Source organism: Clostridium sp. CM042, assembly GCF_055080995.1.
Window position 1 is genome coordinate 3,307,200 of sequence record NZ_CM143646.1, and the last position, 21,828, is coordinate 3,329,027.

At 30.4% G+C, this 21,828-nt stretch carries 18 protein-coding genes and 1 riboswitch; of the genes, 12 read left to right on the forward strand and 6 right to left on the reverse strand.

Annotated features, from left to right (window positions below; genetic code table 11):
• Positions 1-15 precede the first annotated feature (15 nt).
• A complete protein-coding gene (nagB, locus tag ACWJJ7_RS15780; RefSeq protein ID WP_462962917.1) occupies positions 16-741 on the forward strand; it encodes a glucosamine-6-phosphate deaminase in 726 nt (241 codons plus the stop codon).
• A gap of 86 nt (positions 742-827) precedes the next feature.
• Here nagB and ACWJJ7_RS15785 read toward each other — a convergent pair whose 3' ends face one another.
• Complete coding sequence (locus ACWJJ7_RS15785) at positions 828-1,256, reverse strand: CBS domain-containing protein (protein ID WP_462962918.1); 429 nt, start codon at positions 1,254-1,256, stop codon at positions 828-830.
• A gap of 271 nt (positions 1,257-1,527) precedes the next feature.
• Here ACWJJ7_RS15785 and ACWJJ7_RS15790 point away from each other — a divergent pair, with 271 nt between their 5' ends.
• Together ACWJJ7_RS15790 and ACWJJ7_RS15795 are read left to right on the forward strand one after the other, a co-directional pair.
• On the forward strand, positions 1,528-3,438 hold the full coding sequence (locus ACWJJ7_RS15790) for a BMP family ABC transporter substrate-binding protein (protein ID WP_462962919.1): 1,911 nt from the start codon (positions 1,528-1,530) through the stop codon (positions 3,436-3,438).
• Between the two features lie 23 nt (positions 3,439-3,461).
• Positions 3,462-4,058, forward strand: a complete 597-nt coding sequence (locus tag ACWJJ7_RS15795) for a metallophosphoesterase family protein (protein ID WP_462962920.1) — start codon at positions 3,462-3,464, stop codon at positions 4,056-4,058.
• A 46-nt stretch (positions 4,059-4,104) separates the two neighbouring features.
• On the opposite strand, the gene ACWJJ7_RS15800 is transcribed toward ACWJJ7_RS15795, so the two are convergent.
• Positions 4,105-5,004: a DMT family transporter gene (locus tag ACWJJ7_RS15800; RefSeq protein ID WP_462962921.1), complete on the reverse strand. Its 900-nt coding sequence runs from the start codon at positions 5,002-5,004 to the stop codon at positions 4,105-4,107.
• A gap of 621 nt (positions 5,005-5,625) precedes the next feature.
• On the opposite strand from ACWJJ7_RS15800, the gene ACWJJ7_RS15805 reads away from it, so the two are divergent.
• From ACWJJ7_RS15805 to ACWJJ7_RS15820, 4 genes are all read left to right on the forward strand, one after another.
• Positions 5,626-6,768 (forward strand): cysteine desulfurase family protein, encoded by a 1,143-nt coding sequence (locus ACWJJ7_RS15805; protein ID WP_462962922.1) that lies wholly within the window; start codon positions 5,626-5,628, stop codon positions 6,766-6,768.
• 24 nt (positions 6,769-6,792) lie between these two features.
• Complete coding sequence (thiI, locus tag ACWJJ7_RS15810) at positions 6,793-7,935, forward strand: tRNA uracil 4-sulfurtransferase ThiI (RefSeq protein WP_462962923.1); 1,143 nt, start codon at positions 6,793-6,795, stop codon at positions 7,933-7,935.
• A gap of 595 nt (positions 7,936-8,530) precedes the next feature.
• A complete protein-coding gene (gene ptsG, locus ACWJJ7_RS15815; RefSeq protein ID WP_462962924.1) occupies positions 8,531-10,063 on the forward strand; it encodes a glucose-specific PTS transporter subunit IIBC in 1,533 nt (510 codons plus the stop codon).
• Between the two features lie 146 nt (positions 10,064-10,209).
• Positions 10,210-11,546, forward strand: a protein-coding gene (locus ACWJJ7_RS15820) for an IS3 family transposase (RefSeq protein ID WP_462962368.1) whose coding sequence is annotated in 2 segments (ribosomal slippage) — positions 10,210-10,591 and positions 10,591-11,546 — 1,338 coding nt in all. Because the reading frame shifts where the segments join, the coding sequence is not laid out codon by codon here.
• 204 nt (positions 11,547-11,750) lie between these two features.
• On the opposite strand, the gene ACWJJ7_RS15825 is transcribed toward ACWJJ7_RS15820, so the two are convergent.
• Positions 11,751-12,335, reverse strand: a complete 585-nt coding sequence (locus tag ACWJJ7_RS15825) for a phosphatase PAP2 family protein (RefSeq protein WP_462962925.1) — start codon at positions 12,333-12,335, stop codon at positions 11,751-11,753.
• Between the two features lie 373 nt (positions 12,336-12,708).
• Between ACWJJ7_RS15825 and ACWJJ7_RS15830 the strand changes: the two genes are divergently transcribed.
• From ACWJJ7_RS15830 to megL, 4 genes are all read left to right on the forward strand, one after another.
• Positions 12,709-14,682 carry a DUF4153 domain-containing protein gene (locus ACWJJ7_RS15830; protein WP_462962926.1) on the forward strand — a complete coding sequence of 658 codons (1,974 nt, stop codon included), beginning with the start codon at positions 12,709-12,711 and terminating at the stop codon, positions 14,680-14,682.
• 17 nt (positions 14,683-14,699) lie between these two features.
• Complete coding sequence (locus ACWJJ7_RS15835) at positions 14,700-15,110, forward strand: hypothetical protein (protein WP_462962927.1); 411 nt, start codon at positions 14,700-14,702, stop codon at positions 15,108-15,110.
• Between the two features lie 187 nt (positions 15,111-15,297).
• Complete coding sequence (locus tag ACWJJ7_RS15840) at positions 15,298-15,744, forward strand: ribosomal maturation YjgA family protein (RefSeq protein ID WP_462962928.1); 447 nt, start codon at positions 15,298-15,300, stop codon at positions 15,742-15,744.
• An 87-nt stretch (positions 15,745-15,831) separates the two neighbouring features.
• Entirely contained in the window at positions 15,832-17,037 is a 1,206-nt protein-coding gene (megL, locus tag ACWJJ7_RS15845) for a methionine gamma-lyase (RefSeq protein WP_462962929.1), read from the forward strand.
• A gap of 675 nt (positions 17,038-17,712) precedes the next feature.
• On the opposite strand, the gene ACWJJ7_RS15850 is transcribed toward megL, so the two are convergent.
• From ACWJJ7_RS15850 to ACWJJ7_RS15860, 3 genes are read right to left on the reverse strand one after another with little or no spacing between them, the layout of a single operon-like run.
• Positions 17,713-18,453 (reverse strand): amino acid ABC transporter ATP-binding protein, encoded by a 741-nt coding sequence (locus ACWJJ7_RS15850; RefSeq protein ID WP_462962931.1) that lies wholly within the window; start codon positions 18,451-18,453, stop codon positions 17,713-17,715.
• A gap of 33 nt (positions 18,454-18,486) precedes the next feature.
• Positions 18,487-19,128, reverse strand: coding sequence for an amino acid ABC transporter permease (locus ACWJJ7_RS15855; protein WP_462962932.1), 642 nt, complete (start codon positions 19,126-19,128; stop codon positions 18,487-18,489).
• Between the two features lie 46 nt (positions 19,129-19,174).
• The gene (locus ACWJJ7_RS15860) at positions 19,175-19,978 is read right to left on the reverse strand and encodes an amino acid ABC transporter substrate-binding protein (RefSeq protein WP_462962933.1); all 804 of its coding nucleotides are present in this window, start codon (positions 19,976-19,978) and stop codon (positions 19,175-19,177) included.
• Between the two features lie 310 nt (positions 19,979-20,288).
• Positions 20,289-20,402, forward strand: a riboswitch (FMN riboswitch).
• A 317-nt stretch (positions 20,403-20,719) separates the two neighbouring features.
• Here ACWJJ7_RS15860 and ribD point away from each other — a divergent pair.
• Positions 20,720-21,820 carry a bifunctional diaminohydroxyphosphoribosylaminopyrimidine deaminase/5-amino-6-(5-phosphoribosylamino)uracil reductase RibD gene (gene ribD / locus ACWJJ7_RS15865; protein ID WP_462962934.1) on the forward strand — a complete coding sequence of 367 codons (1,101 nt, stop codon included), beginning with the start codon at positions 20,720-20,722 and terminating at the stop codon, positions 21,818-21,820.
• Positions 21,821-21,828: the final 8 nt, after the last annotated feature.

The window sequence follows — 21,828 nt, forward strand, 5'->3', positions numbered from 1 at the left end:
TGAGGTGGTGCGAATATGAGAATATTAGTTTTAGACAATTATGAAGAAATGAGTAAAAAAGCTGCTTTGATGATTGCAAGCCAAGTTATGTTAAAGCCAGATAGTGTATTAGGTCTGGCTACTGGAGATACACCACTTGGAATGTATAAGGAATTAATTGAGTTGTATAACAAAAAAGAAATAGATTTTAATGAGGTCGAAACATTTAACCTGGACGAATATTATGGAATTAATAGAGAAAATCCTCAAAGTTACTATAATTATATGATTAATAATTTGTTTAATAGTATAAATGTAAACAGAAAAAATATTAATGTGCCTGATGGTATGGCAATGGATGTTGAGGCTGCATGCAGAGGCTATGAGAATAAAATAAAAGAAGCTGGTGGTATAGATATGCAAGTGCTGGGCATAGGTGGAAATGGGCATATTGGATTCAATGAACCAGATGAAAACTTCGAGGCAGAAACGCATTTGGTTAATCTTAATGAACAAACAATAGAAGCTAATTCTAGGTTTTTTAAATCAATAAAGGATGTACCAGTAAAAGCGATAAGTATGGGAATAAAGACAATAATGAACTCTAAGAAAATCATTTTACTTGCCAATGGTTTAAATAAGGCCGAAGCTATAGAAAGAGCTGTTAAAGGTAAAATAAATCCTAACATACCCGCTTCAATTCTACAGCTTCATAATGATGTAACAATAATTTTAGATAAAAAGGCTGCTAGTAGTTTATAAAAGTAAAACACCTATACTAGATATTAAGCTAGTATAGGTGTTTTATTTTAAATTATATATTTATTCTAATATGCTTTATGTTGCTATTAAATTAAAGCTTTCAATTCATTATGTTCGTATAATAAATTATAACAATAAGTTATTATATCACTTCTTTTAATTATTCCTATAAAAACACCATTATCATCTACGACGGGGACAAAGTTTTGATCCTTTGCTAGTGATATTAAACTCTCTATATCTGCACTAATTAATACTGCTTTATTAGAGATATGTCTTGGTATATCTTCAATTAAAATTTTACTTGTATCATTAAAACTTAAATTTGGAGTATTCTTTAGTTTCCATAATAAATCACCTTCTGTTAAAGTACCTACATAATTACCTGTTTCATTTACTAATGGCACAGATGTATACCTGTGGTACTCCATCCGTTCTAATGCTTGCCGCATCGTAGAACTTGGCTTTTCATAAACAACTTCATTTTTAGGCGTAAGAAAAAATGCTATGTTCATAGTTTACCCATCCTTTAAAAATTTATATTTTAATTTGTTAGATATCTTACAATATCATTATATCATGTTTAATAGGGTTATTTATTAATAATCTATTAAATCATCTAATTCTGAAATGTCATTAAACATATCTATATCTTCCAAAATGTTGTTAAATACAGTTTGGAAGATTATAATATATAAAAGAATATTTTCTATAATAGGCTATTATGGTAATGGTATGAATAGCTAAAAAAATATTAGGTATCTGAAAAAACTAAGGGGTGAGTGTATGATCAATTTTTCATCTGTTGAAGAGTATAAAAAGGCTAGCAAATTGGCTAAAGTTAAATACTACATGGACATATCAAGAGGGACTTCAGGTCATATAGCATCCCTAGATAGTATTTTAAAAAAAATGGATATAGTAGCGGAAGTGCCTTTAGGAATAAAAAGCATTCCATTAAAAAAAATAATAGGATCTTATTTTTATACAAGGAGCAGAGATTTTGCAACGAACTTTCTTCCTCTAGCTAGTATTGATAGCGAGTTTTCTATGAAATGGCAAGCGGTCTATACTCATCATATTAAGGATGGAATAATTGACCCTGTAAGAATTTATGAGTACATGAATGAATTTTACGTTATGGAGGGAAATAAGCGTGTAAGTGTATTAAAATACGTGGATGCATATGCAATAGAGGGAGATGTTACTAGGCTAGTCCCTAAAAAGGATGAAAAGGATTTAAATAACATAATATATTATGAATTTTTGAACTTCAATAATAAGACAGGGATAAATGATATTTGGTTTTCCAGGGAGGGTAGCTTTACTGAGCTTTTGAAGTATTTAGATGAGTATAATCCGAAGCTTAACTTGTTTTCAAACAAATACGAGCATTTTTTAAAAAATGTTTATTCACCTTTTAGAAACACATTCTACGAATTAGGTGGAGATAAATTAAATATTACCACTGGGGATGCGTTTTTAAAATATATAAAAATTTATGGAATATCAGACGAATTCATAGAAACAAAAAGAAAATTAAGGGTTCATAAGTTCTTAGGAGAACTTAAAATACTTTCAAAAAACAATGCAGTAGATATCCAAACAGAACCTTTTGATGTGCATAAGAAAAATGTTATTACATCATTTACAAATTTAGTAGCCCCACATAAAAAGTTAAGAGTGGCTTTTGTTTTTGAAAAGACTATCGATACATCGGGTTGGAGTTATGTTCATAATCTAGGAAGACTGTATGCGCAAAACCAATTAGAAGGCGAAATAGAAACTTTTGTTATAGATAATTTTCAAACTGATGGAGATAGTTATGAAAAATTAAGTGAGTTATGTGAAAAAGATTATGACATTATATTTACTACATGCCCATCTTATCTTAATATGACGTTGAGGGCAGCTTTAAAGTATGACAATATTAAATTTTTTAACTGCTCGCCAGTAAAGGCTTTTAGAAATGTAAGCACTTATTTTGGGCGTTCTCATGAACCTAGGTTTTTATTAGGGCTTATTGCTGGGGCTATTACAAAATCAAATATTATAGGATATATAGATATTTATAGTGAAACAGAGGTTATAACAGGTATTAATGCTTTTGCATTAGGTGTTAAAACTGTAAATCCAAATGCGAAAGTTTTGATTTCATGGCTTAATGAAACAGGGGATATTAATCATTCAAAAGAATTAATTCAAGGACTTCAAAGGCATGGTGCAGATCTTATAATGCAAAATGACCTAATTGCTTTAGGTAAGGGGTCAAGAGACTTTGGACTATATTCACTAAAATATGGTGAAAAAGAGGAGAAATGGATACCGGAAGTAAACTTTGCTTTAATTACATGGGATTGGGGACAGTTTTATGAGAAAGTACTTAGAAATATAGTAAATGGTAGTTTTAAAGGTATTTTTAGTACTGAATCTAAACGTGTAAGTTTTTGGTGGGGGATGGACTCAGGACTCGTGGATATTATATATTCAAAACATAATGTACCAATTCAAACTCAAAAGTTAGTAGATATAATGCGCGAATTAATTATTGAAAACAGATTCCACACTTTTGTTGGCCCGGTGTACGATGCACAAGGTCAACTTAGGATAAATGATGGTGACATAGGAAACTATGAGGATATGTTATATATGGAATGGTTTGTAGACAATGTTGTAGGAAAACTTCCGGTGGAGTAGTAGAATAATCAGAAGATAAGTAGGTGATTAAAGTTAAAGTTCTATTAGTGTCAGATGTAGAAGATAGTTATATTTGGGATCATTTTGATTGTGAAAGGTTTAAAGAAATTCAGATGGTAATTTCATGTGGAGATTTAAAAGCAGATTATTTAGAATATCTAGCTAATATGATTAAAGCACCTGTATTTTATGTTAACGGTAATCATGATATAGCATATTTAGAAAAACCGCCAGCTGGATGTATCCCTATTGATGATAAGATAATAGTATATAAAAATATTAGAATACTAGGCCTTGGAGGATCTATTGACTATAATAAAGGCCCTTTTCAATATTCTCAAAAGGAAATGCAAAAAAGAGTTTCGAAATTAAAATTGTGTTTATGGAAGAATAAAGGGTTTGATATATTAGTCACCCATTCACCTGCAAAAGGTATGGGGGATGGAAAGGATCTTTGTCATCAGGGATTTGAAGTATTTATCGATATTTTAAATAAATACTCTCCGAAATATTTTTTTTACGCTCATCAGCATTTGGACTATGGGAAAGGTGATAGAAAAATGATTTATAACACCACCACTCTTATAAATGCATTTAAATATCATATTATTGAAATATAAAGAACTCATGGGCAATGATTTTGCCCATGAGTTCTTTATATTTGTTTTATGGAGTAGCGGATATTTTTTTGATTTTTAAGAAATTCAATTTAGTTTCTGTTGTTATAATTGCGATAAATATAGTTAAACATCCTAAAATCATTTTTGATGTAAATATCTCATTAAGCATTACAACAGATAAAATAGAACCGAAAACAGATTCTAAACATAAGATAATAGCAGCATGAGTAGAAGTGGTATATTTCTGTGCTACATTTTGTATAATAAATGCAATCATTGTGCTAAAAATTGCTAAATAACCAATTGCAAATATTGTATCTGAATTTAATGATTGTGGCATTGGTTCATAAATTAAAGCGGCTATAATTGAAAATACTGCAGCGGCACCTAACTGTATTATTACAAGTGATATAGCATCAACTTTTTCAGTGAAAAATCCAACAGAAACTATATGAGCTGCAAAAAATACTGCACATAGTAGAGTCAAGCCGTCACCTAGCCCAATATGTATACCTCCATCTAAGGTTAGCATTCCTATCCCAACAAAACACAAAAATGCAGATATTAATGAATATGTATCTGGCTTTTTTTTGCTGATTACCCAATAGAGGAAGGGTACAATAACTACGTTAGTCCCAGTCAAAAAAGCATTTTTACCAGCAGTTGTATATTTCATACCAATAGTTTGAGCAGCGAATCCTAAAAACAAGAGAAGTCCAACCAAAGTTCCAACCTTAAGCTCATTTTTAGTAATAAGTTTAACTTTTTTTCTGAAAATTAATAGCATAATTATTGCAGAAATACTAAAACGCATTGCCATAATATAAAAAGGTGTAAGACTATCTAAAGCACCTTTTACAGCTATAAAACCACCTCCCCAAAAAATTGCAACTAAAAGCAAAGACATATCCGCGATGATACTCTTTTTTTTGTCAGTATTTTTCATGGTTATCACTCCTTTAATTTGTGTGTGTAATACTAAGGTTAAATAATTTAAATTAACGACATTTCAGAAGGAAGTCTACCATTTCTGTAAGTGAGAGTTACATACCCTAACAAACAGAAAACTTCAGTGGGGGGATAACAATTGAGAATCGTTATCTACCCCAGAGGTCTACAAAGGGGTAAATCTCCTTCTGAAGTCGTTAACACTTCAGCTCCGCAGGAGATGATTTAACCCATAAATTTAGTGAAATTACTCAAATGTCAGTTGATAAATTCTATTCTCCAATAAAGTTATTTTACCATAAAAGTAAGCATTAACCTATATATTATATCCAAATAAGTCAATATGCTTGTCGATTATCATCTTTTAATGACATTTCAGAGGGAGATGATTTAATGGATTATATTTATTAAAAATATTTTTATATAGTCGTCTACATTTTTTATACCATAAATTACGTGTTTTAGTAATTGTTAGTTGAGGGATATATGCTTACTTTTTTATTTATTGACATTGATTATTAACATATTTATAATTAAATAAAACAGAGCGAAATAGTAAGAATTAATGTATACATTTAGTAGATTTTTTAAAGGAAAATATAGATAGGAGAGATAAAAAATGGAAATATATTTAGATAACAGTGCAACTACCAAGCCTTATGAATTGGTTATTAAGGATGTATGTAGTACTATGAAAAATTATTATGGTAATCCATCTTCAGCACATAGTTTGGGGTTTAAGGCAGAGCAAAAACTTAGGGAGATAAGAGTAAATATTGCAAGTAGCATAAATGCTAGCAGTGAGGAAATAATATTTACATCAGGAGGAAGTGAAAGTAATAATTTTCTTATAAAGGGGTTTGCTAAAAAATCTTCAAATATAATAACTACTAAAATAGAGCATCCGAGTGTATTAAACACATTTAAGGCATTACAAGATTTAGGAATAAAGGTTACTTATATTGATGTAGATGAAAGTGGTAGAATTGATATAGAAAATCTTATAGACAGTATAGATAAGAATACTCAAATTGTTAGCGTAATGCACGTTAATAACGAAGTAGGTGTAGTGCAGGACATTGAGCTTATAGGGAAACGAATTAAAGAGAAAAGTAGTAGGGCTAAATTTCATGTGGATGCAGTACAAAGTTACGGAAAGATTCCTATTGATGTACAAAAGTGTAATATTGATTTATTATCTACTAGTGCACATAAAATACATGGACCACGCGGAATTGGATTTGCATATATAAGGAAAGGACTAATGCCTGGTAGTTTAATAAATGGTGGAGGACAAGAAAGAAATTTAAGATCTGGTACAGAAAATCTTGCTGGAATTGTGGGATTTGGAACTGCAGTACAGATTAGCTACAAAAATCAACATGAGAATTTTAATAAAGTTTTAGAGGTAAAGAAATATTTTATAGAAAAACTGTCTAAGTTAGATGATGTTATAATTAATAGCAAACTAGAAGAGCACTTTACACCGTATATATTAAGTGCTTCATTTAAAGGGGTTAAAGGAGAAGTATTACTTCATTCCTTAGAAGAAAAAGGAATATATGTGTCTACAGGATCAGCATGTTCTTCTAAAAGTCATAAAAGCAGTGAAATATTAAAGGCACTTGGAAGAAGTTTAGATGAGCAAGGTGGAACTATACGGTTTAGTTTTTCTGAATGCAATAATAAAGATGAAATAGACTATGTTATAATCGAATTAAATAAATCACTAAAGTTTTTAAGAAAGATGAACAAAAGATAATGATCACAGAAGGAGTGTCAAAAGATGAGAAAATTAATTTTAGTAAAATTTGCACCAGAAATCTTTTTAAAAGGGCTCAACAGAGGTAAATTCGAAAAAAAACTTAAAGACAATATAAAAAATGCAATAAGAGACTTAAATTACGAATTTGTTGAGGATCAAGGAAGATGGTTTATATACTCAGAAATGATGGAGGCAATTATAGAGAAGGTTAAAAATGTTTTTGGAGTAATGGAGGTTTGCGTAGTTACGCAGGTTGAAGCTTCCATGGAGAGTATTGAAAAGCAAGCACTTTTAGACATGATAGAAAGCTCCGCTAAAACTTTTAAAGTAGAAACTAACAGAGCAAACAAAAAATTTAGCCCAGGGTCTATGGACGTAAGTAGAAAAGTAGGTGGCTATATATTACAAAATAATGAAGACGTAAGTGTAGATGTGCATAACCCAGAGTGCACAATAAATGTTGAAATAAGAAATATGGCATATATTTATTCTAAAAGAATAAAGGCAGTGGGTGGATTACCTTATGGGATGAATGGTAGTACTATGCTTATGTTATCAGGTGGTATAGATTCTCCTGTTGCAGGCTATATGATGGCAAGACGTGGGGTAGAACTTCATGCGGTTTATTATCATAGCCATCCGTATACTAGTGAGAGAGCAAAGGATAAGGTAAAGCAATTAACTAATATTTTAAAAGAATATACTGGTAAATTGACTTTGTATGTTGTATCTTTTACTGAAATACAAATGCAAATTATAGAAAAGTGTAGAGAAGATGAATTAACAATAATTATGAGAAGATTTATGATGAGGCTTGCTTGTACACTCGCCGAAAAATATGGTATAAATTCAGTAACTACAGGAGAAAGCATAGGGCAGGTAGCTAGTCAAACTATGGAAGGCCTTGTAGTAAGTGATGATGTTTCAGATAGACCAGTGTTTAGACCACTGATTGCTATGGATAAAGTAGATATTATAGATGTGTCAAGAAAAATAGAAACTTATGAAACCTCTATTTTACCTTATGAAGATTGTTGTACAATTTTTGTTCCTAAACATCCAAAAACAAAACCAAGGTTAATTGAGATTATTAAATCTGAATCAGTTTTAGATATTGATAGTCTAGTTGAGAAGGCTATTTTGGATATGGAAATTTATAAATAAATATATTTATGTTAGTTAACCAATCATGTGTATTAAATTAAAGAAAGTGTAAATAATAAAATAATAAACACATATCGAAGGGGTGATTAACATAGCTAAAAAAGGTACAGAGAAAAGATCGGGTTCTAAGGACACAAAAGATAAAACTCAGAAAAAGAATCAAAAGGGTAATACAGTCAAATAAAAAGTAACATAAAAAGTAACATAAAAAACTAAAGATGTAATTGCAAAAAATAAGCTAACAAAATGATTTATAACTTTGTTAGCTTATTTTTATTCGATAGAGAAATTTGTCATTAAAAAAAATCAATTATTAAAAGCTAATAGCGTTATTAAAGATATTAAAAAAAATGTTGAAAAAAGTAATAATGCATGATATTATGTATATACAAGATGAAAATGAGTGTGAGTCTGCGTGTAAAAGTTTACAATGAAAACTAATTTAATAATTAAAATTGCGTGTTACTGATACAATCAGGCATGAGCAAAAGTTGTTATAATATTATAGCTACATTTAGGTGAAGCTATAATATTATAATGACTTTACTCATGTTTTTTGTTTTTGCTACATGCCACAAAAGAGAGGGGAATATAAATGAAAAAAGCTTTTGGTGTTTTACAAAAGGTAGGAAAAGCTTTAATGCTACCAGTAGCGCTATTACCAGCTGCAGGGTTACTACTTGGATTCGGTAATATGTTTCAAAGTGAACAATTTTTAGTGAATGCTCCGATATTTAATGCTGGTTGGTTCCAATTAGTAGCTAAAATTATGGAACAGTCTGGGGATGTTATTTTTGGTAATCTTGCATTATTATTTGCAGTAGGGGTTGCAGTAGGTCTAGCCGAGGGCGAAGGAGTTGCAGGACTTGCAGCAATAGTTGGGTTCTTAATAATGAACAAAACTTTGGGTATCGTTGCTGGTGTTACTCCAGAATTAATAGGTAAAGCACATCCAGAGTTTGCAAGCGTATTAGGAATTCCATCACTTTCAACAGGAGTATTTGGCGGTATTATAATAGGTATTGTAGCTGCACAATTATATAAAAAATATTACAACATTGAGTTACCTTCTTACCTCGGATTCTTTGCAGGTAAGAGATTTGTACCTATAGTTACAGCAGTATGTGCAATTGGAATAGGTATTGCAATGAGTTTCATATGGCCTCCAATTCAAAATGCTTTAAATGTTTTTTCAAAAAGTATGATTGAGGCGAATCCAACAGCAGCAGCGTTAATATTCGGAGTAATAGAAAGATCATTAATCCCATTTGGATTACATCACATTTTCTATAACCCATTTTGGTATCAATTTGGTGAGTACATAAACAAAGCTGGTCAAGTAGTTAACGGAGATCAAGCTATTTTTATGGCTCAGTTAAAAGATGGAGTATCATTTACAGCAGGTACATTTATGGCCGGTAAATTCCCATTTATGATGTTTGGGCTTCCAGCAGCAGCGCTTGCAATGATACATGAAGCAAAACCTGAAAAGAAGGTATTTGTAACTGGTATTATGGTGTCTGCGGCTTTAACTTCTTTCCTAACAGGTATTACAGAACCAATTGAATTCTCATTCTTATTCGTAGCACCAGTATTGTTCGGAATCCACTGTGTATTTGCAGGATTATCCTTTATGACAATGCAGCTTTTAAATGTTAAAATAGGAATGACATTTTCAGGTGGACTTATAGATTACTTGTTATTTGGTGTAATTCCAAATAGAACAGCTTGGTGGTTAGTAATCCCTGTAGGATTAGTATTAGCAGCACTTTACTACTTCGGATTCCGTTTTGCTATAAGAAAATGGAATCTTAAAACTCCAGGTCGTGAAGTAGATGAAGAAGAAAACGCAAGTACTACAAAAACTAATCTTAAAGGTCAAGAACATGCAATATTAGTATTAAAAGCATTAGGTGGAAAAGAAAATATAACAAATTTAGATGCTTGCATTACTCGTTTACGTGTAAGTGTTGTAGATGCTAAAAATGTCGATAAGGCAGAACTTAAGAAATTAGGAGCTGCGGGCGTTCTTGAAGTTGGTGACAGTATTCAAGCAATATTTGGAACAAGAGCAGAGCATATAAAAACAGAGGTTAAAGAAGTTATAGCTAAGGGTTTAGAGAAATAAAACTCTTATCCCTAATTAGAAATAAATTATAACATGAAAAAACATTAGATAAGTATAAAATGTACCCTATAGAGTAGACGATTTAAAAAAAACTACCCTATGGGGTTTTTCTATGTATAATGGAATAAAGGATTAGGGGTGAATAAATGAGCATTAAGAATTTTACAGAAAAAGAAGTGAAAGTGTTATCCAAAAATAAATATGTAACAAATGTTAGTATTAAAGGTATAACTTACACTGATGAATATAAACGCATTTTTGTAACAGAGAATGAAAAGGGCAAATCTATAAAAGAAATATTTAAAGAATATGGTTTTGATATAGACGTTCTTGGAAATGATCGAATTAGATCAGCAGCTTACAGATGGCGGACTGCATATAGAAAAAAAGGTGTAATAGGACTGAATGATACAAGGAAATCAATGTGCGGAAGATCAAGAGGGAAAGATCTTCCCATAGAAGAAAGATATAAACGTCTTAAGGTCCAAGTTAATTTACTTAAAGCTGAGAATGAATTACTAAAAAAAATCGACATCCTAGAAAGAAGGCTGGTAAAGAAAAAATAATATTAGTAGCAGAAGAAAAATATATTCTTATCAATTCACAAATTAAAAAATATAAACTCAGAAATATGCTTAGCCATTTATGCAGTGTGTCGGGGGTATCCCGTTCAGGCTACTACAACTATTTCTCAGTTAGTTCACAAGGAGTTAGGAATCAACGTGACGATCATGATCAAATAGTGCGAGATACTATCTTAAAAGCATATAACTTTAAAGGCCGCAAAAAAGGAGCTAGACAAATTAAAATGACGTTAGAAGGCGAATTTGGTATCGTTTACAATTTGAAACGTATCCGTAGGATAATGAAGAAATACCAAATTGTATGTCCTATTAGAAAAGCAAATCCTTATAAAAGGATGATGAAAGCCACCCTCGAACATGCTGTTTTACCAAATCTATTAAATAGAAACTTCAAGCAAAATATACCTGGCAAGGTATTGCTTACAGATATAACTTATTTGTTTTATGGAAAGGGTCATAGGGCGTATTTATCAACGATTAAGGATTCCTCTACAAATGAAATACTGGCATATAATGTGTCAGCTAATATTAAGATGGATATAGTCACTGATACTATACTAAAGCTAAAAAAGAATAGAAATATTAAAATATCTAAAGATGCATTTATTCACTCAGATCAAGGTTGTCATTATACAAGTCCAATCCTTCAAAATCTCGTTAAAAGTTGTGGACTAGGACAATCTATGTCAAGACGTGGAAACTGTTGGGATAACGCTCCACAGGAATCATTCTTCGGTCATTTCAAAGATGAGGCAAACATAAAAGAGTGTCAAACATTAGTAGAGTTAAAGAAAGAAATTAAAAAATATATGATCTATTATAATAGATATAGATATCAATGGGATTTGAAAAAGATGACTCCTGTTCAATACAGAAATCATCTTTATAATTCAATATAGTTTTTTCTAATTGTCCTTGACAAAGGGTACAGATTAGTATGTTACTTATCTAATGTTTTTTATGTTTATTATGAACTGTATTGCTTTTTAGTGTTAATATGAGAAAAAATATGGGAAAGTTGTATAGAATAATAAAAAAGTTATATTAAGGTAAAGCCCTAATTATTCAATTATGAATAATTAGGGCTTTATAGTATAGTAAAATTAATTAGATTTTGGTTTATGTTTAAAAATATTAAGTTTAATAGTGAAATGTTCATCTAAATATTCGTTTAGGCCTTTGTTCATACAAAACCTATAAGCTGCAAGACTAATGAAAGACCATAGTATAGCGATAAACCATCCACCAAGCACATCTGTTGGATAGTGAACACCCACATAAACCCTACTAACTCCTACAAGAATTAAATATGCGAATATAAAACAGCTAAGTAGATAGGCAATTTTTTTATTCTTCATTCGCTTAAGTATAAAGTAAATAAGAACAATACCAATAGCTGTAGAAATTGAAGAATGGCCGCTAGGAAAACTATAGCCATCAGCTTCAACTAATCTTATTCCCATGGGTCTAGATCGTTGTACCGTGTTTTTAAGTATCAAATTGGTAAAGCCAGTAATTCCAATATTAAATACACAGCAAATGGCTTCCAATTTGTTATTCAAAAGATATAATATAATAAAAACCAACAGGGTTATTAAAATCTGTAATTCAGGGTCAGAAGATTTTGAAACAGCAATATAAAATTGATTCCATCCCAAATTCATAGAAGTTGCTAAATAATAAAGCATGTTAATTTAATCATCCTTTCTATATTACATTGAACATTAATATTCATTCGATAGTTAATGTATAAAATTCCAATTAAGTCATAAGCATCAGCTAATATTATATCAAAATCTACAATTAAAAGATACATTTATATTATTTGTTAACACAGGGGTAAGATATTATTCATGGTTTACAATTTTACAATTATATAATTATATAATTATACAATTGAATAGAAATGCATATCAATATATTTTTATTGAAAAACAATAAAAATATATTGATAAATAATTCATATAGTAGTAATATAGAATTTGTAGAGAGTTGAAATGCATATCAGGGAATATATTTGAATGCAGGGTAGAACATTAAAATTACGGAGGGGTACTTATAATGGAGAAGAGGTTTGTGCAAGCTATTATTATAAAAGATGATAGGGTTCTTATGGCATATGGTCATAAAGAAAATAAAGAACCTATTAATTTTTTTGTAAAAGGAGCAATTAATGAATGGGAAAGTGCTGATAATGCAATTGGTCGCGTGATTACAGAGGAAATAAATATGCCTTATAAAGTTGTTTTTAAACTTAATACACAGTCTTGTTTAGATACAGAAACTTATTTAGTTAATATAGAAAGTGTAAATGATAAATTTGATTTTTCACCAATAAAAATTGAAAAACCTATAGATAATTTAGAGATGGAGGGTCTTAAATGGATTTCTTTATCTGAAAAAGGACAATTTCGTAGAAGTGTTATAAATTATTTGAGAATTTTAGTGGAAGAATGTATAGAGCAAGATTATAGTGAAAATTGGTTGAAATCAGTGGAAAACTTACTGTTTTCTTATCCGGATTATAAGTATAATAATATGCAATTATTAAAGAAAAAACGTATGAAAGAAATAAAAAATATAGATTCCCAAATTGGTATGAATGAAAAAATATGTACTATGGGCATCGCACTTATTTTATCAATAATTTGTGAAAGATTTTTTAATGGTAAACAAATCGGTGTGTCTATTCCTATTTTTTACATTATGTTTATGGGATTTTTTTTATGGAGTGTAAGAGAAAAGATTAGGGTTAAAAACAGTATTGGACTTATTGCCATTATTCCTACATTGCTAATAGCATTAAATTATTCTATTCATTCTAATAATATTTTGAACTTATTTAATGGGATTATGATATTGGTACTCACTGGAGTAAGTACAGTATTAATTAGGTATGAGAATATAAAATGGGATAGTACAGATGTAATAAAGAAAGCGGTTAGCATAGCTATTAAAGCTATTGTAGAGAATGCTCGTAAGCCTTTCACATTTAGTAAATGTAGTATAACTACGAGAAATAAAAAAGAAATAAGTTCTACAAAGAAAAATATATTAAGAGGAGTAATTATTTCTATCCCATTATTAATTGTTATTTTAGTTTTATTAACATCAGCAGATATGGTATTCAGGGACTATGTAACTAATTTTTCAATTGGACTTAAGGATATAAGCATAGGTAAAATCATAGGCAGTTTATTAGTTATTATCATAGCTTTCATAATTATATTTTCATATATATGGAGCTTTAAATATAGCTGTGATTGGGGCGAAAATAAAAAGAAGGATATACAATGGGAACCAGTTACTGTATTAACAATTATTTTTATGATAAATATAGTATATCTTTTATTTTCAATAGTACAGTTTTCTTATCTTTATGGTGGAGGAGATAATTTTCTTCCTCACGAATTTACTTATTCAGAATACGCACGAAAAGGGTTCTTTGAGCTTGTGGCTGTTACAATAATTAATTTTACAATATTACTAAGCAGTATGAAATTTATTAAAAAGGACAATAAGACAATAAACATGATATCCAATGTATTTTTAACCGTGCTTGTAGCATTTACATTAAACATGCTATTTTCAGCTCATTATAAGATGTCTTTATATGAGCAATTTTATGGGTTTACTTATTTAAGGATTTTCGTTCATATATTTATGCTAATGTTATTTATGTTATTTATAGTAGCTGTAATTGGCATTTGGAATAGAAGAATACCGCTTAATAAGATTTTAATAGTAATTGTTTTGAGTATGTTTATATTAGTGAACTATATTAATGTAGATAGAATAATTGCTGAAAAAAATATAGACATATATTATAAAACTCAGAAAATTGATGTACAGTATCTAAAAACTTTATCATATGACGCTATTCCAGAGATAGTAAGACTAAAAGATGATTCTAATGCTTTCATTTCTAGTGAGATAAATACTTATATAAATAATGTGAAGAAAGAGTTATTAGAAGGCGATTCCTGGTATGAATTTAATTATTCTAAATATAGAGCTAGAAAGATTATAGAGTAAGCAGGAGGAATTATAAGATGAAAAAAATAAGAGAAAATTTATTAGGTGTTTACGACTTGATGTTAGCAGTAGGGGCTATTTGCATTGGAGTAATGATGGTAAGTTCAAGTAATGGAATATTTAGTGAGTATCCAAAAGAATGGCTATCAAAAGTTCCATTTGAAAGCTGGGTTACTCCTGGTATTATTGCAATGATATTATTTGGAGTCGGAAATATTATAGCAGCAATCTTTAGTTTTAGAAAAGGAAATAGTAGGTCGTGGGTTGTGTCTGCTGTAATGGGTGGCATATTAATTATGAGCCTTATTGCTCAAGTAGTAATCCTTGGGGAATGGTACTTGGCAACTGTGGAATTTATGATATTAAGTATAATTCAGTTATGTTTATGTTGGTATGTTTTTGATGGCTATAGTAAAAATTTAATATAATATTGGGGGCTTAAAAAATATATTATTATTTCACAATCTTCTTAAAATGGGAACTAAAAACTAATAAAAATAGAAAGGATTATTCATGTTAGCCCGCTTAAAGGAAGCCGGGTTAGTAATAACTAGGATTTTTTATTGGCTTTCAAGCTTTTGGGGATGGTAAATATATGGAGAGAGAGGGCAAGGTATGACTTACAAACGTAATAGGTTATTGTATTCGGTCATGATAATAATTGTAGTTATTTTAGGATTATGTTCAAGAAAGTTGACTAATGCCATACCATCTTTTTTGAATACATATTTGGGCGATGCTCTGTGGGCGTTGATGATTTTTATTGCTTTTGGTTTTATTTTTAGAGAGATGAAAACAAAGATAATTGCATTAATCGGAATATCATTTTGCTATCTTATTGAGATGAGCCAATTATATCATGTTAACTGGATAGATAATATCAGAAAAACAACTTTAGGTGGATTGGTATTAGGATATGTATTTTCGTGGATTGACTTAATAGGGTACGCTATAGGAATTTTAGTAGGCATAATTCTTGATATTTTAGGGGGAGTAATTCAAAAACGTAATGAAAAAAATAAAATTGATTTGGATGTGAATAAAGTCGTAAAGCCTAATTGAATACACTGAAATATTTTAGTAATAAATGACACTGTGGTTACGTATACATCTATATATAAAGAAAAAATTACTTTAGGGGGAATTGTAATGAATAGAGAACATTTACGTAATAGTGGATTTGCAACTAAAGCTATACATGGTGGAAATAAGAAGGATCAATATGGTGCATTGGCAACTCCAATACATCAAACAGCCACTTTTGTTTTTGATTCAGCACAGCAAGGTGGAAATAGATTTGCAGGAACGGAAGATGGCTATATTTATACAAGACTTGGGAACCCTACTAATACAGTTTTAGAAGAAAAATTGGCAATGCTTGAAGGCGGAGAAGCATGTATGTCTATGGCATCAGGCATAGGAGCTATATCTTCAACTATGTGGACAGCATTAAAGGCTGGAGATCATATAATTGCAGCACAAACCCTTTATGGCTGTACTCATGCATTTTTGGCTCATGGTATTTCTAGATATGGTGTTGAAGTTACTTTTGTTGATGTTTCAAATCCAGAAAATGTTAGAAATGCTATGCAAGAAAATACAAAAGTTATTTTCTTAGAAACACCTGCAAATCCAACATTACTTATAACAGATATTGAGGAAATAGCAAAGATTGCTCATAAAAAAGAAAATTGTATGGTTATAGTTGACAATACATTTAGTACTCCATACATACAAAGACCATTAGAACTAGGTGCAGACGTTGTAGTACACTCTGGAACTAAATTTATAAATGGGCACGGTGATGTAATTTCTGGTTTTGCTGTTGGATCTAAAGAATTTATTGATGCAGTTAGATTATTTGGTGTTAAGGATATGACTGGAGCTAGTTTGAGTCCTTTTGATGCATTTTTGATTATAAGAGGAATGAAAACACTAGAAATAAGAATGGAAAGACACTGTAAAAATGCAATGGCTGTAGCTGAATTTTTAGAAGCTCATCCAGCAGTAGAAAACGTATATTACCCAGGACTTAAAAGTTTTCCTCAATATGAATTATCAAAAAAACAAATGGATCTTCCAGGCGGGATTATTGCTTTTGTAATAAAAGGTGGAATTGAAGAAGGTAAAAAGGTTATAAATTCTACTGAACTGTGCAGTATAGCTGTTAGTCTAGGAGATGCTGAAACTTTAATTGAACATCCTGCTTCAATGACTCATTCACCATATTCACCAGAGGAAAGATTAGAAGCTGGTATAAGTGATGGTTTAATAAGATTGGCAGTAGGCCTTGAAAATGTTGAGGATATTATTGCTGATTTAGACCAAGCTCTTAATTTAATTATTAAATGTTAAGTAGCATAATAAATAAGTGAAAGAAGGAATTATTATCTACGTGTTAACATGTAGATAATAATTCCTGTTTTTTTTATTTTCTCTTATCTGTTATTGATAATCTTATTAATACATTCCATATAACATCAGTATCCTCATTTTTATCTTATATTAATTAAACCCTCTAATCATGATTATATCGGATATTTTGATTGGGTGTTTTTGTTTGTTATTGTAGTTATTAATTTCCTTAAATGTTGATCTTCTTGAAGTTAGAGGGCCATAAAAATTTATTAGTCCCCAAGATGCCAAAAATTTATTGTATTTAGATTTAATTGAAATTGTGATCAGTAATGCTCCTTTATATATATTGATTCTAAATATTATATAATACATGTTAGAAAATTGTGATTTAATAATTAATTGATTTGTGCATTTGGACATAGAAGCCATGAAAAAAGTGTCCTTCGTATAGTTGATTTTTTATAAATTATATAAAGGGTGGATTTCATATTTTTAATTTTTATTATATAAGAAACAGCTTGCGGAAAATAATGTGGATAGCTTGAACTCATAGGCCGCAGGTCTTCTCTAGCATTGATTTTAAGAATTTATGGGTTACCGCACTTCGATTTCATTTCACCGAAGCGCAAGAGATTCTTCTTGGATGATAGATATACTGATTGCACTCTTATTTTATGCAAGGTTTAAAAATTGTTTTACTCTGGAATGGTTAGAATTAGAAAATAATGATTCTGGAGCGGAGTTATCTAGTATTTCTCCATTTTCCATGAAAATAATTCTATCTGATATTTCTCTTGCAAATTGCATTTCATGTGTAACTACTATGAGTGATATTTTATCAATGGCAAGAGATTTAATGACCTTCAACACTTCGCTTACTAGTTCAGGGTCTAATGCAGAAGTTGGTTCATCAAAAAGAATTAATTCTGGATTCATTGCAAGACATCTAGCAATTGCAATTCTCTGCTTTTGTCCACCAGAAAGAGTACAAGGATAAGAATTTATTTTATCTAATAAATCCACTTTTAAAAGTAGTTTTTCTGCAATGTCTATAGCATCTTTCTTATCTATATTATTTACTATAATAGGAGCTTCAATTATATTCTCAAGAACGGTTTTATGAGGGAATAGATTGAAGTTTTGAAAAACCATACCTATTTTTTTAGCAGCATTAATTGATTCAATATTATTAATTTTCTTTTTAGATTCTGCAATAGTTGCGCCATTAAATTCAATGAGTCCATTATCTATATGCTCAAGACGACTTATGCACCTAAGCAGAGTGCTTTTTCCAGAGCCAGAAGGACCGATAATTGATATTACTTCGCCTTTTTTTAAACTTAAAGATACATTCTTTAGAACCTGGGTTTTATCATAACTTTTATTTATTTTACATATTTTGAGTAAATCCATAGTAGCACCATCCTTCATTTAGCAGGTTTTTCTTTATTCGTAAACTGAATATTTTTTTTCTAGTTTTTTAAAAGCCAACACAATAAGAGAAGTAAAGATTAAATATATTATTGCGGCAATAAAAAAAGGAGTGATTGTAAAATCTCTAGTTACAATTTCTCTAGCAGCTCTTAGTAAATCTTGTAATCCAATTGCGGCTACTAAAGCAGTATCTTTTATTAGAGTAATTGCCTCATTACAAGTTGGTGGAATTATACGTTTAAAGGCTTGGGGAAGTATTATTTTTGACATAGTTTGTCTATAATTCATGCCTAACACTTTAGCGGCCTCATATTGGCCTTTATCTATAGATTGAATACCGGATCTGAATATTTCTGTAAAATAAGCTCCGTAATTTAAAGAAAAGGTAAGAGCTGCTGCAGTAAAAGGAGAAAATCTAATCCCAATAATAGGTAGCCCGAAATATGTAAAAAACAGTTGGAGAAGTAAGGGTGTTCCGCGAAATAACCAAGTATAGAGGTCCACAATCTTACTAAGTATTTTTAAATTTGAGACTTTAATTAGTGCGCATATTATTCCAAGTGGCATGCAAAAGATTATTGTTGCAAAATACAATTTAATTGTAAAGAGGCTCCCTTTTAAAATATAAGTTGTAATGTCTATATAATTAGCCAAATATAACACTCCTTCAGAATAAGTTCATGATTATTTGAGTAGAAATTTATTGTTTATAAATTATATCTTTTCCGAACCATTTCTTTGATATAGTATTGGCAGTTCCATCATTTTTAATTTCTACTAGTAGTTTATTTATTTCTGCAGTAAGGTTTGTATCAGTTTTTCTTATACCTACGCCATAATCTTCTACTCCTAGGTTTTCATTAAGAACTTTATAATCACCAGGTTTTTTACTAGCATAGTATCTGCCAACTACTTCATCCATTATAACAGCATCAATACGATCAGCGTTTAAATCGAGTAGTGCTTCTGTATTGTTTGAATATTTCTTGGCCTCTTTTAGTGAATTAGTAAGCAGCGAATCTTTAGTAAGTGCAGTTTCGCTGCTACTACCCATTTGCAGGCCTACAATTTTATCATTTAAATCACTTTTTTTAGAAATACTTGACTTGTTTTTTACAATTATTATTTGCTTATTTTGAAGGTATACTTTAGAAAAAGCAATTTGTTCTTTTCTCTTATCTGTCATTGTTAATCCATTCCATATAGCATCAATATCTTTATTATTTAGACTTAATATAATGCCGTCCCATTCTACTGGTTTAAAGGTTACTTTAACGCCCATTCGCTTGCCTACTTCTTTAGCCATATCAATGTCAAAACCTACAATTTCACCGCTATTATCTCTAAATCCCATTGGTGGAAAGTTATCATCAAGACCAATTATTAGTTCTTTTTTATCTTTTATATCATTTAAAGAATTATCAGCTGTGGGGGTGTTTCCGCAGCCAGTTAAAATAGAGGTTGAAAGTATTGCCACAATTAGTAAGTTAAATTTAATTTTCATTATTAACACTCCTTTATAAATCCTATAAATATAATATTACTTTATTACGTTAACTATGTAAAGTGGTAAAATAAAAATAGTTAAACATTAATTAACTTATATATAAATATAAAATCATTACAAGTAGAAATTTTATTAATTTTTTTAGAATAGATGGGAAAATCATAGTAGTATAAATCTCTTTTCCAGTGGAAAATATAAATGAATCTTCTAAAAGTGTTTATAGCTAATATTCTGATTAATTGTTTATTTTTACAGAATTTGCTTGACACTAAAATAACAAAGTGGTATTCTTAAGTTGAAAATTTAATAGATCCTTCAGGGTAGGGTTAAATTCCCAACCGGCGGTATAGCCCGCGAGCCGATAGGTAGATCTGGTTTAATTCCAGAGCCGACAGTAAAGTCTGGATGAGAGAAGGAGAATAATGATAAATATAGGAGATTTCCATTTATTAACTATGGAAGATAGTTAATACTGCTTTTGTATTTTATTGTGAATATATTTAGTAAACAGCACCAGTAGGTGATGATTTAACAGCACCGCAAGGTGATGATTTAACAGCACCGCAAGGTGATGATTTAACTAGATATGTAATTAGTTTATTAAGCCCTGAAAACTTTGTTTTCAGGGCTTTTATTATTTTAGTTAAATATATGATTTTATTTGACCAAAGTTATGCATACTAAGAAAGAAATACTTATGAAGATTGGCGCCATAATTATAGAATTAGGGGTGATAAATTGGACAATTATTATATGAGAAGAGCACTAGAATTATCTAAAAAAGCGGTGGGGTTCGTAAATCCTAATCCATTGGTTGGTGCTGTTATTGTAAAAGATAATAGGATAATCGGTGAAGGGTATCATGAATATTTTGGTGGACCACATGCAGAAGTAAATGCTTTTAAAAATGCCAAAGAAGATGTAGAAGGTGCAACCATGTACGTAACTTTGGAACCTTGTTCGCATTATGGTAAAACGCCACCTTGCGCTGATGCTATAGTGCGAAACAAAATATCTAAAGTAGTAATTGGAATGATAGATCCTAACCCGATGGTAGCAGGGAGAGGCATAGAAATTCTTAGAAACAACGGTATAGAAGTTACTACGGGCATAATGGAAACTGAAATAAAGAAAACAAATGAAATATTTATAAAATACATAACTCATAAAAAACCATTTTGTATCATGAAAACTGCTATGACAATAGACGGAAAAATAGCAACTGAGATTGGTGATTCAAAGTGGATAAGTAATGAAAAATCTAGAGCATATGTGCATGAATTAAGGCAAATGGTAATTGGAATTATGGTGGGAATTGGAACTGTATTAAAGGATGACCCAGAACTTACTACAAGAAGAGAAGGCAAAATTAGCATAAATCCCATAAGAATAATTATAGACAGCACGGCAAAAATACCCTTAGAATCAAAGGTATTAAAATGTGATGATAATACAAAAACTATTATCGTTACAACAAAACTTGCGAAAGATACTAAAATTGAAGCTATTAAACAAAAAGGTGCAGAGGTTATTGTAACTCCGAGTAAAAATAATCGGGTGAATTTAGAATATTTAATGAGAGTACTAGGTGATATGGGAATAGATAGTATTCTGCTTGAGGGTGGCAGTACTCTAAATTATTCTGCATTAGAAGAAGGCATCGTTGATAAGGTTATTACTTTTATTTCTCCGAAAATATTTGGGGGAACAACAGGTAAGACTCCAGTAGGAGGACAGGGAATAGAACATGTGAGTGATGCTATTTTGCTTACGGATACTGAAGTAACTAGATTTAACGAAGACATTATGATAGAAGGTTACGTAAAGAAAGTTGATTAATTGAAAAC

Excerpts from the sequence above, each read along its gene's own strand:
- nagB (WP_462962917.1), top strand. The coding sequence starts at position 16 with ATGAGAATATTAGTTTTAGACAATTATGAAGAAATGAGTAAAAAAGCT.
- ACWJJ7_RS15835 (WP_462962927.1), top strand. The coding sequence starts at position 14,700 with ATGAAAAAAATAAGAGAAAATTTATTAGGTGTTTACGACTTGATGTTA.
- megL (WP_462962929.1), top strand. The coding sequence starts at position 15,832 with ATGAATAGAGAACATTTACGTAATAGTGGATTTGCAACTAAAGCTATA.
- ACWJJ7_RS15790 (WP_462962919.1), top strand. The coding sequence starts at position 1,528 with ATGATCAATTTTTCATCTGTTGAAGAGTATAAAAAGGCTAGCAAATTG.
- thiI (WP_462962923.1), top strand. The coding sequence starts at position 6,793 with ATGAGAAAATTAATTTTAGTAAAATTTGCACCAGAAATCTTTTTAAAA.
- ACWJJ7_RS15825 (WP_462962925.1), bottom strand. The coding sequence starts at position 12,335 with ATGCTTTATTATTTAGCAACTTCTATGAATTTGGGATGGAATCAATTT.
- ACWJJ7_RS15800 (WP_462962921.1), bottom strand. The coding sequence starts at position 5,004 with ATGAAAAATACTGACAAAAAAAAGAGTATCATCGCGGATATGTCTTTG.
- ACWJJ7_RS15860 (WP_462962933.1), bottom strand. The coding sequence starts at position 19,978 with ATGAAAATTAAATTTAACTTACTAATTGTGGCAATACTTTCAACCTCT.
- ptsG (WP_462962924.1), top strand. The coding sequence starts at position 8,531 with ATGAAAAAAGCTTTTGGTGTTTTACAAAAGGTAGGAAAAGCTTTAATG.
- ACWJJ7_RS15785 (WP_462962918.1), bottom strand. The coding sequence starts at position 1,256 with ATGAACATAGCATTTTTTCTTACGCCTAAAAATGAAGTTGTTTATGAA.
- ACWJJ7_RS15850 (WP_462962931.1), bottom strand. The coding sequence starts at position 18,453 with ATGGATTTACTCAAAATATGTAAAATAAATAAAAGTTATGATAAAACC.
- ACWJJ7_RS15830 (WP_462962926.1), top strand. The coding sequence starts at position 12,709 with ATGGAGAAGAGGTTTGTGCAAGCTATTATTATAAAAGATGATAGGGTT.
- ACWJJ7_RS15840 (WP_462962928.1), top strand. The coding sequence starts at position 15,298 with ATGACTTACAAACGTAATAGGTTATTGTATTCGGTCATGATAATAATT.
- ACWJJ7_RS15805 (WP_462962922.1), top strand. The coding sequence starts at position 5,626 with ATGGAAATATATTTAGATAACAGTGCAACTACCAAGCCTTATGAATTG.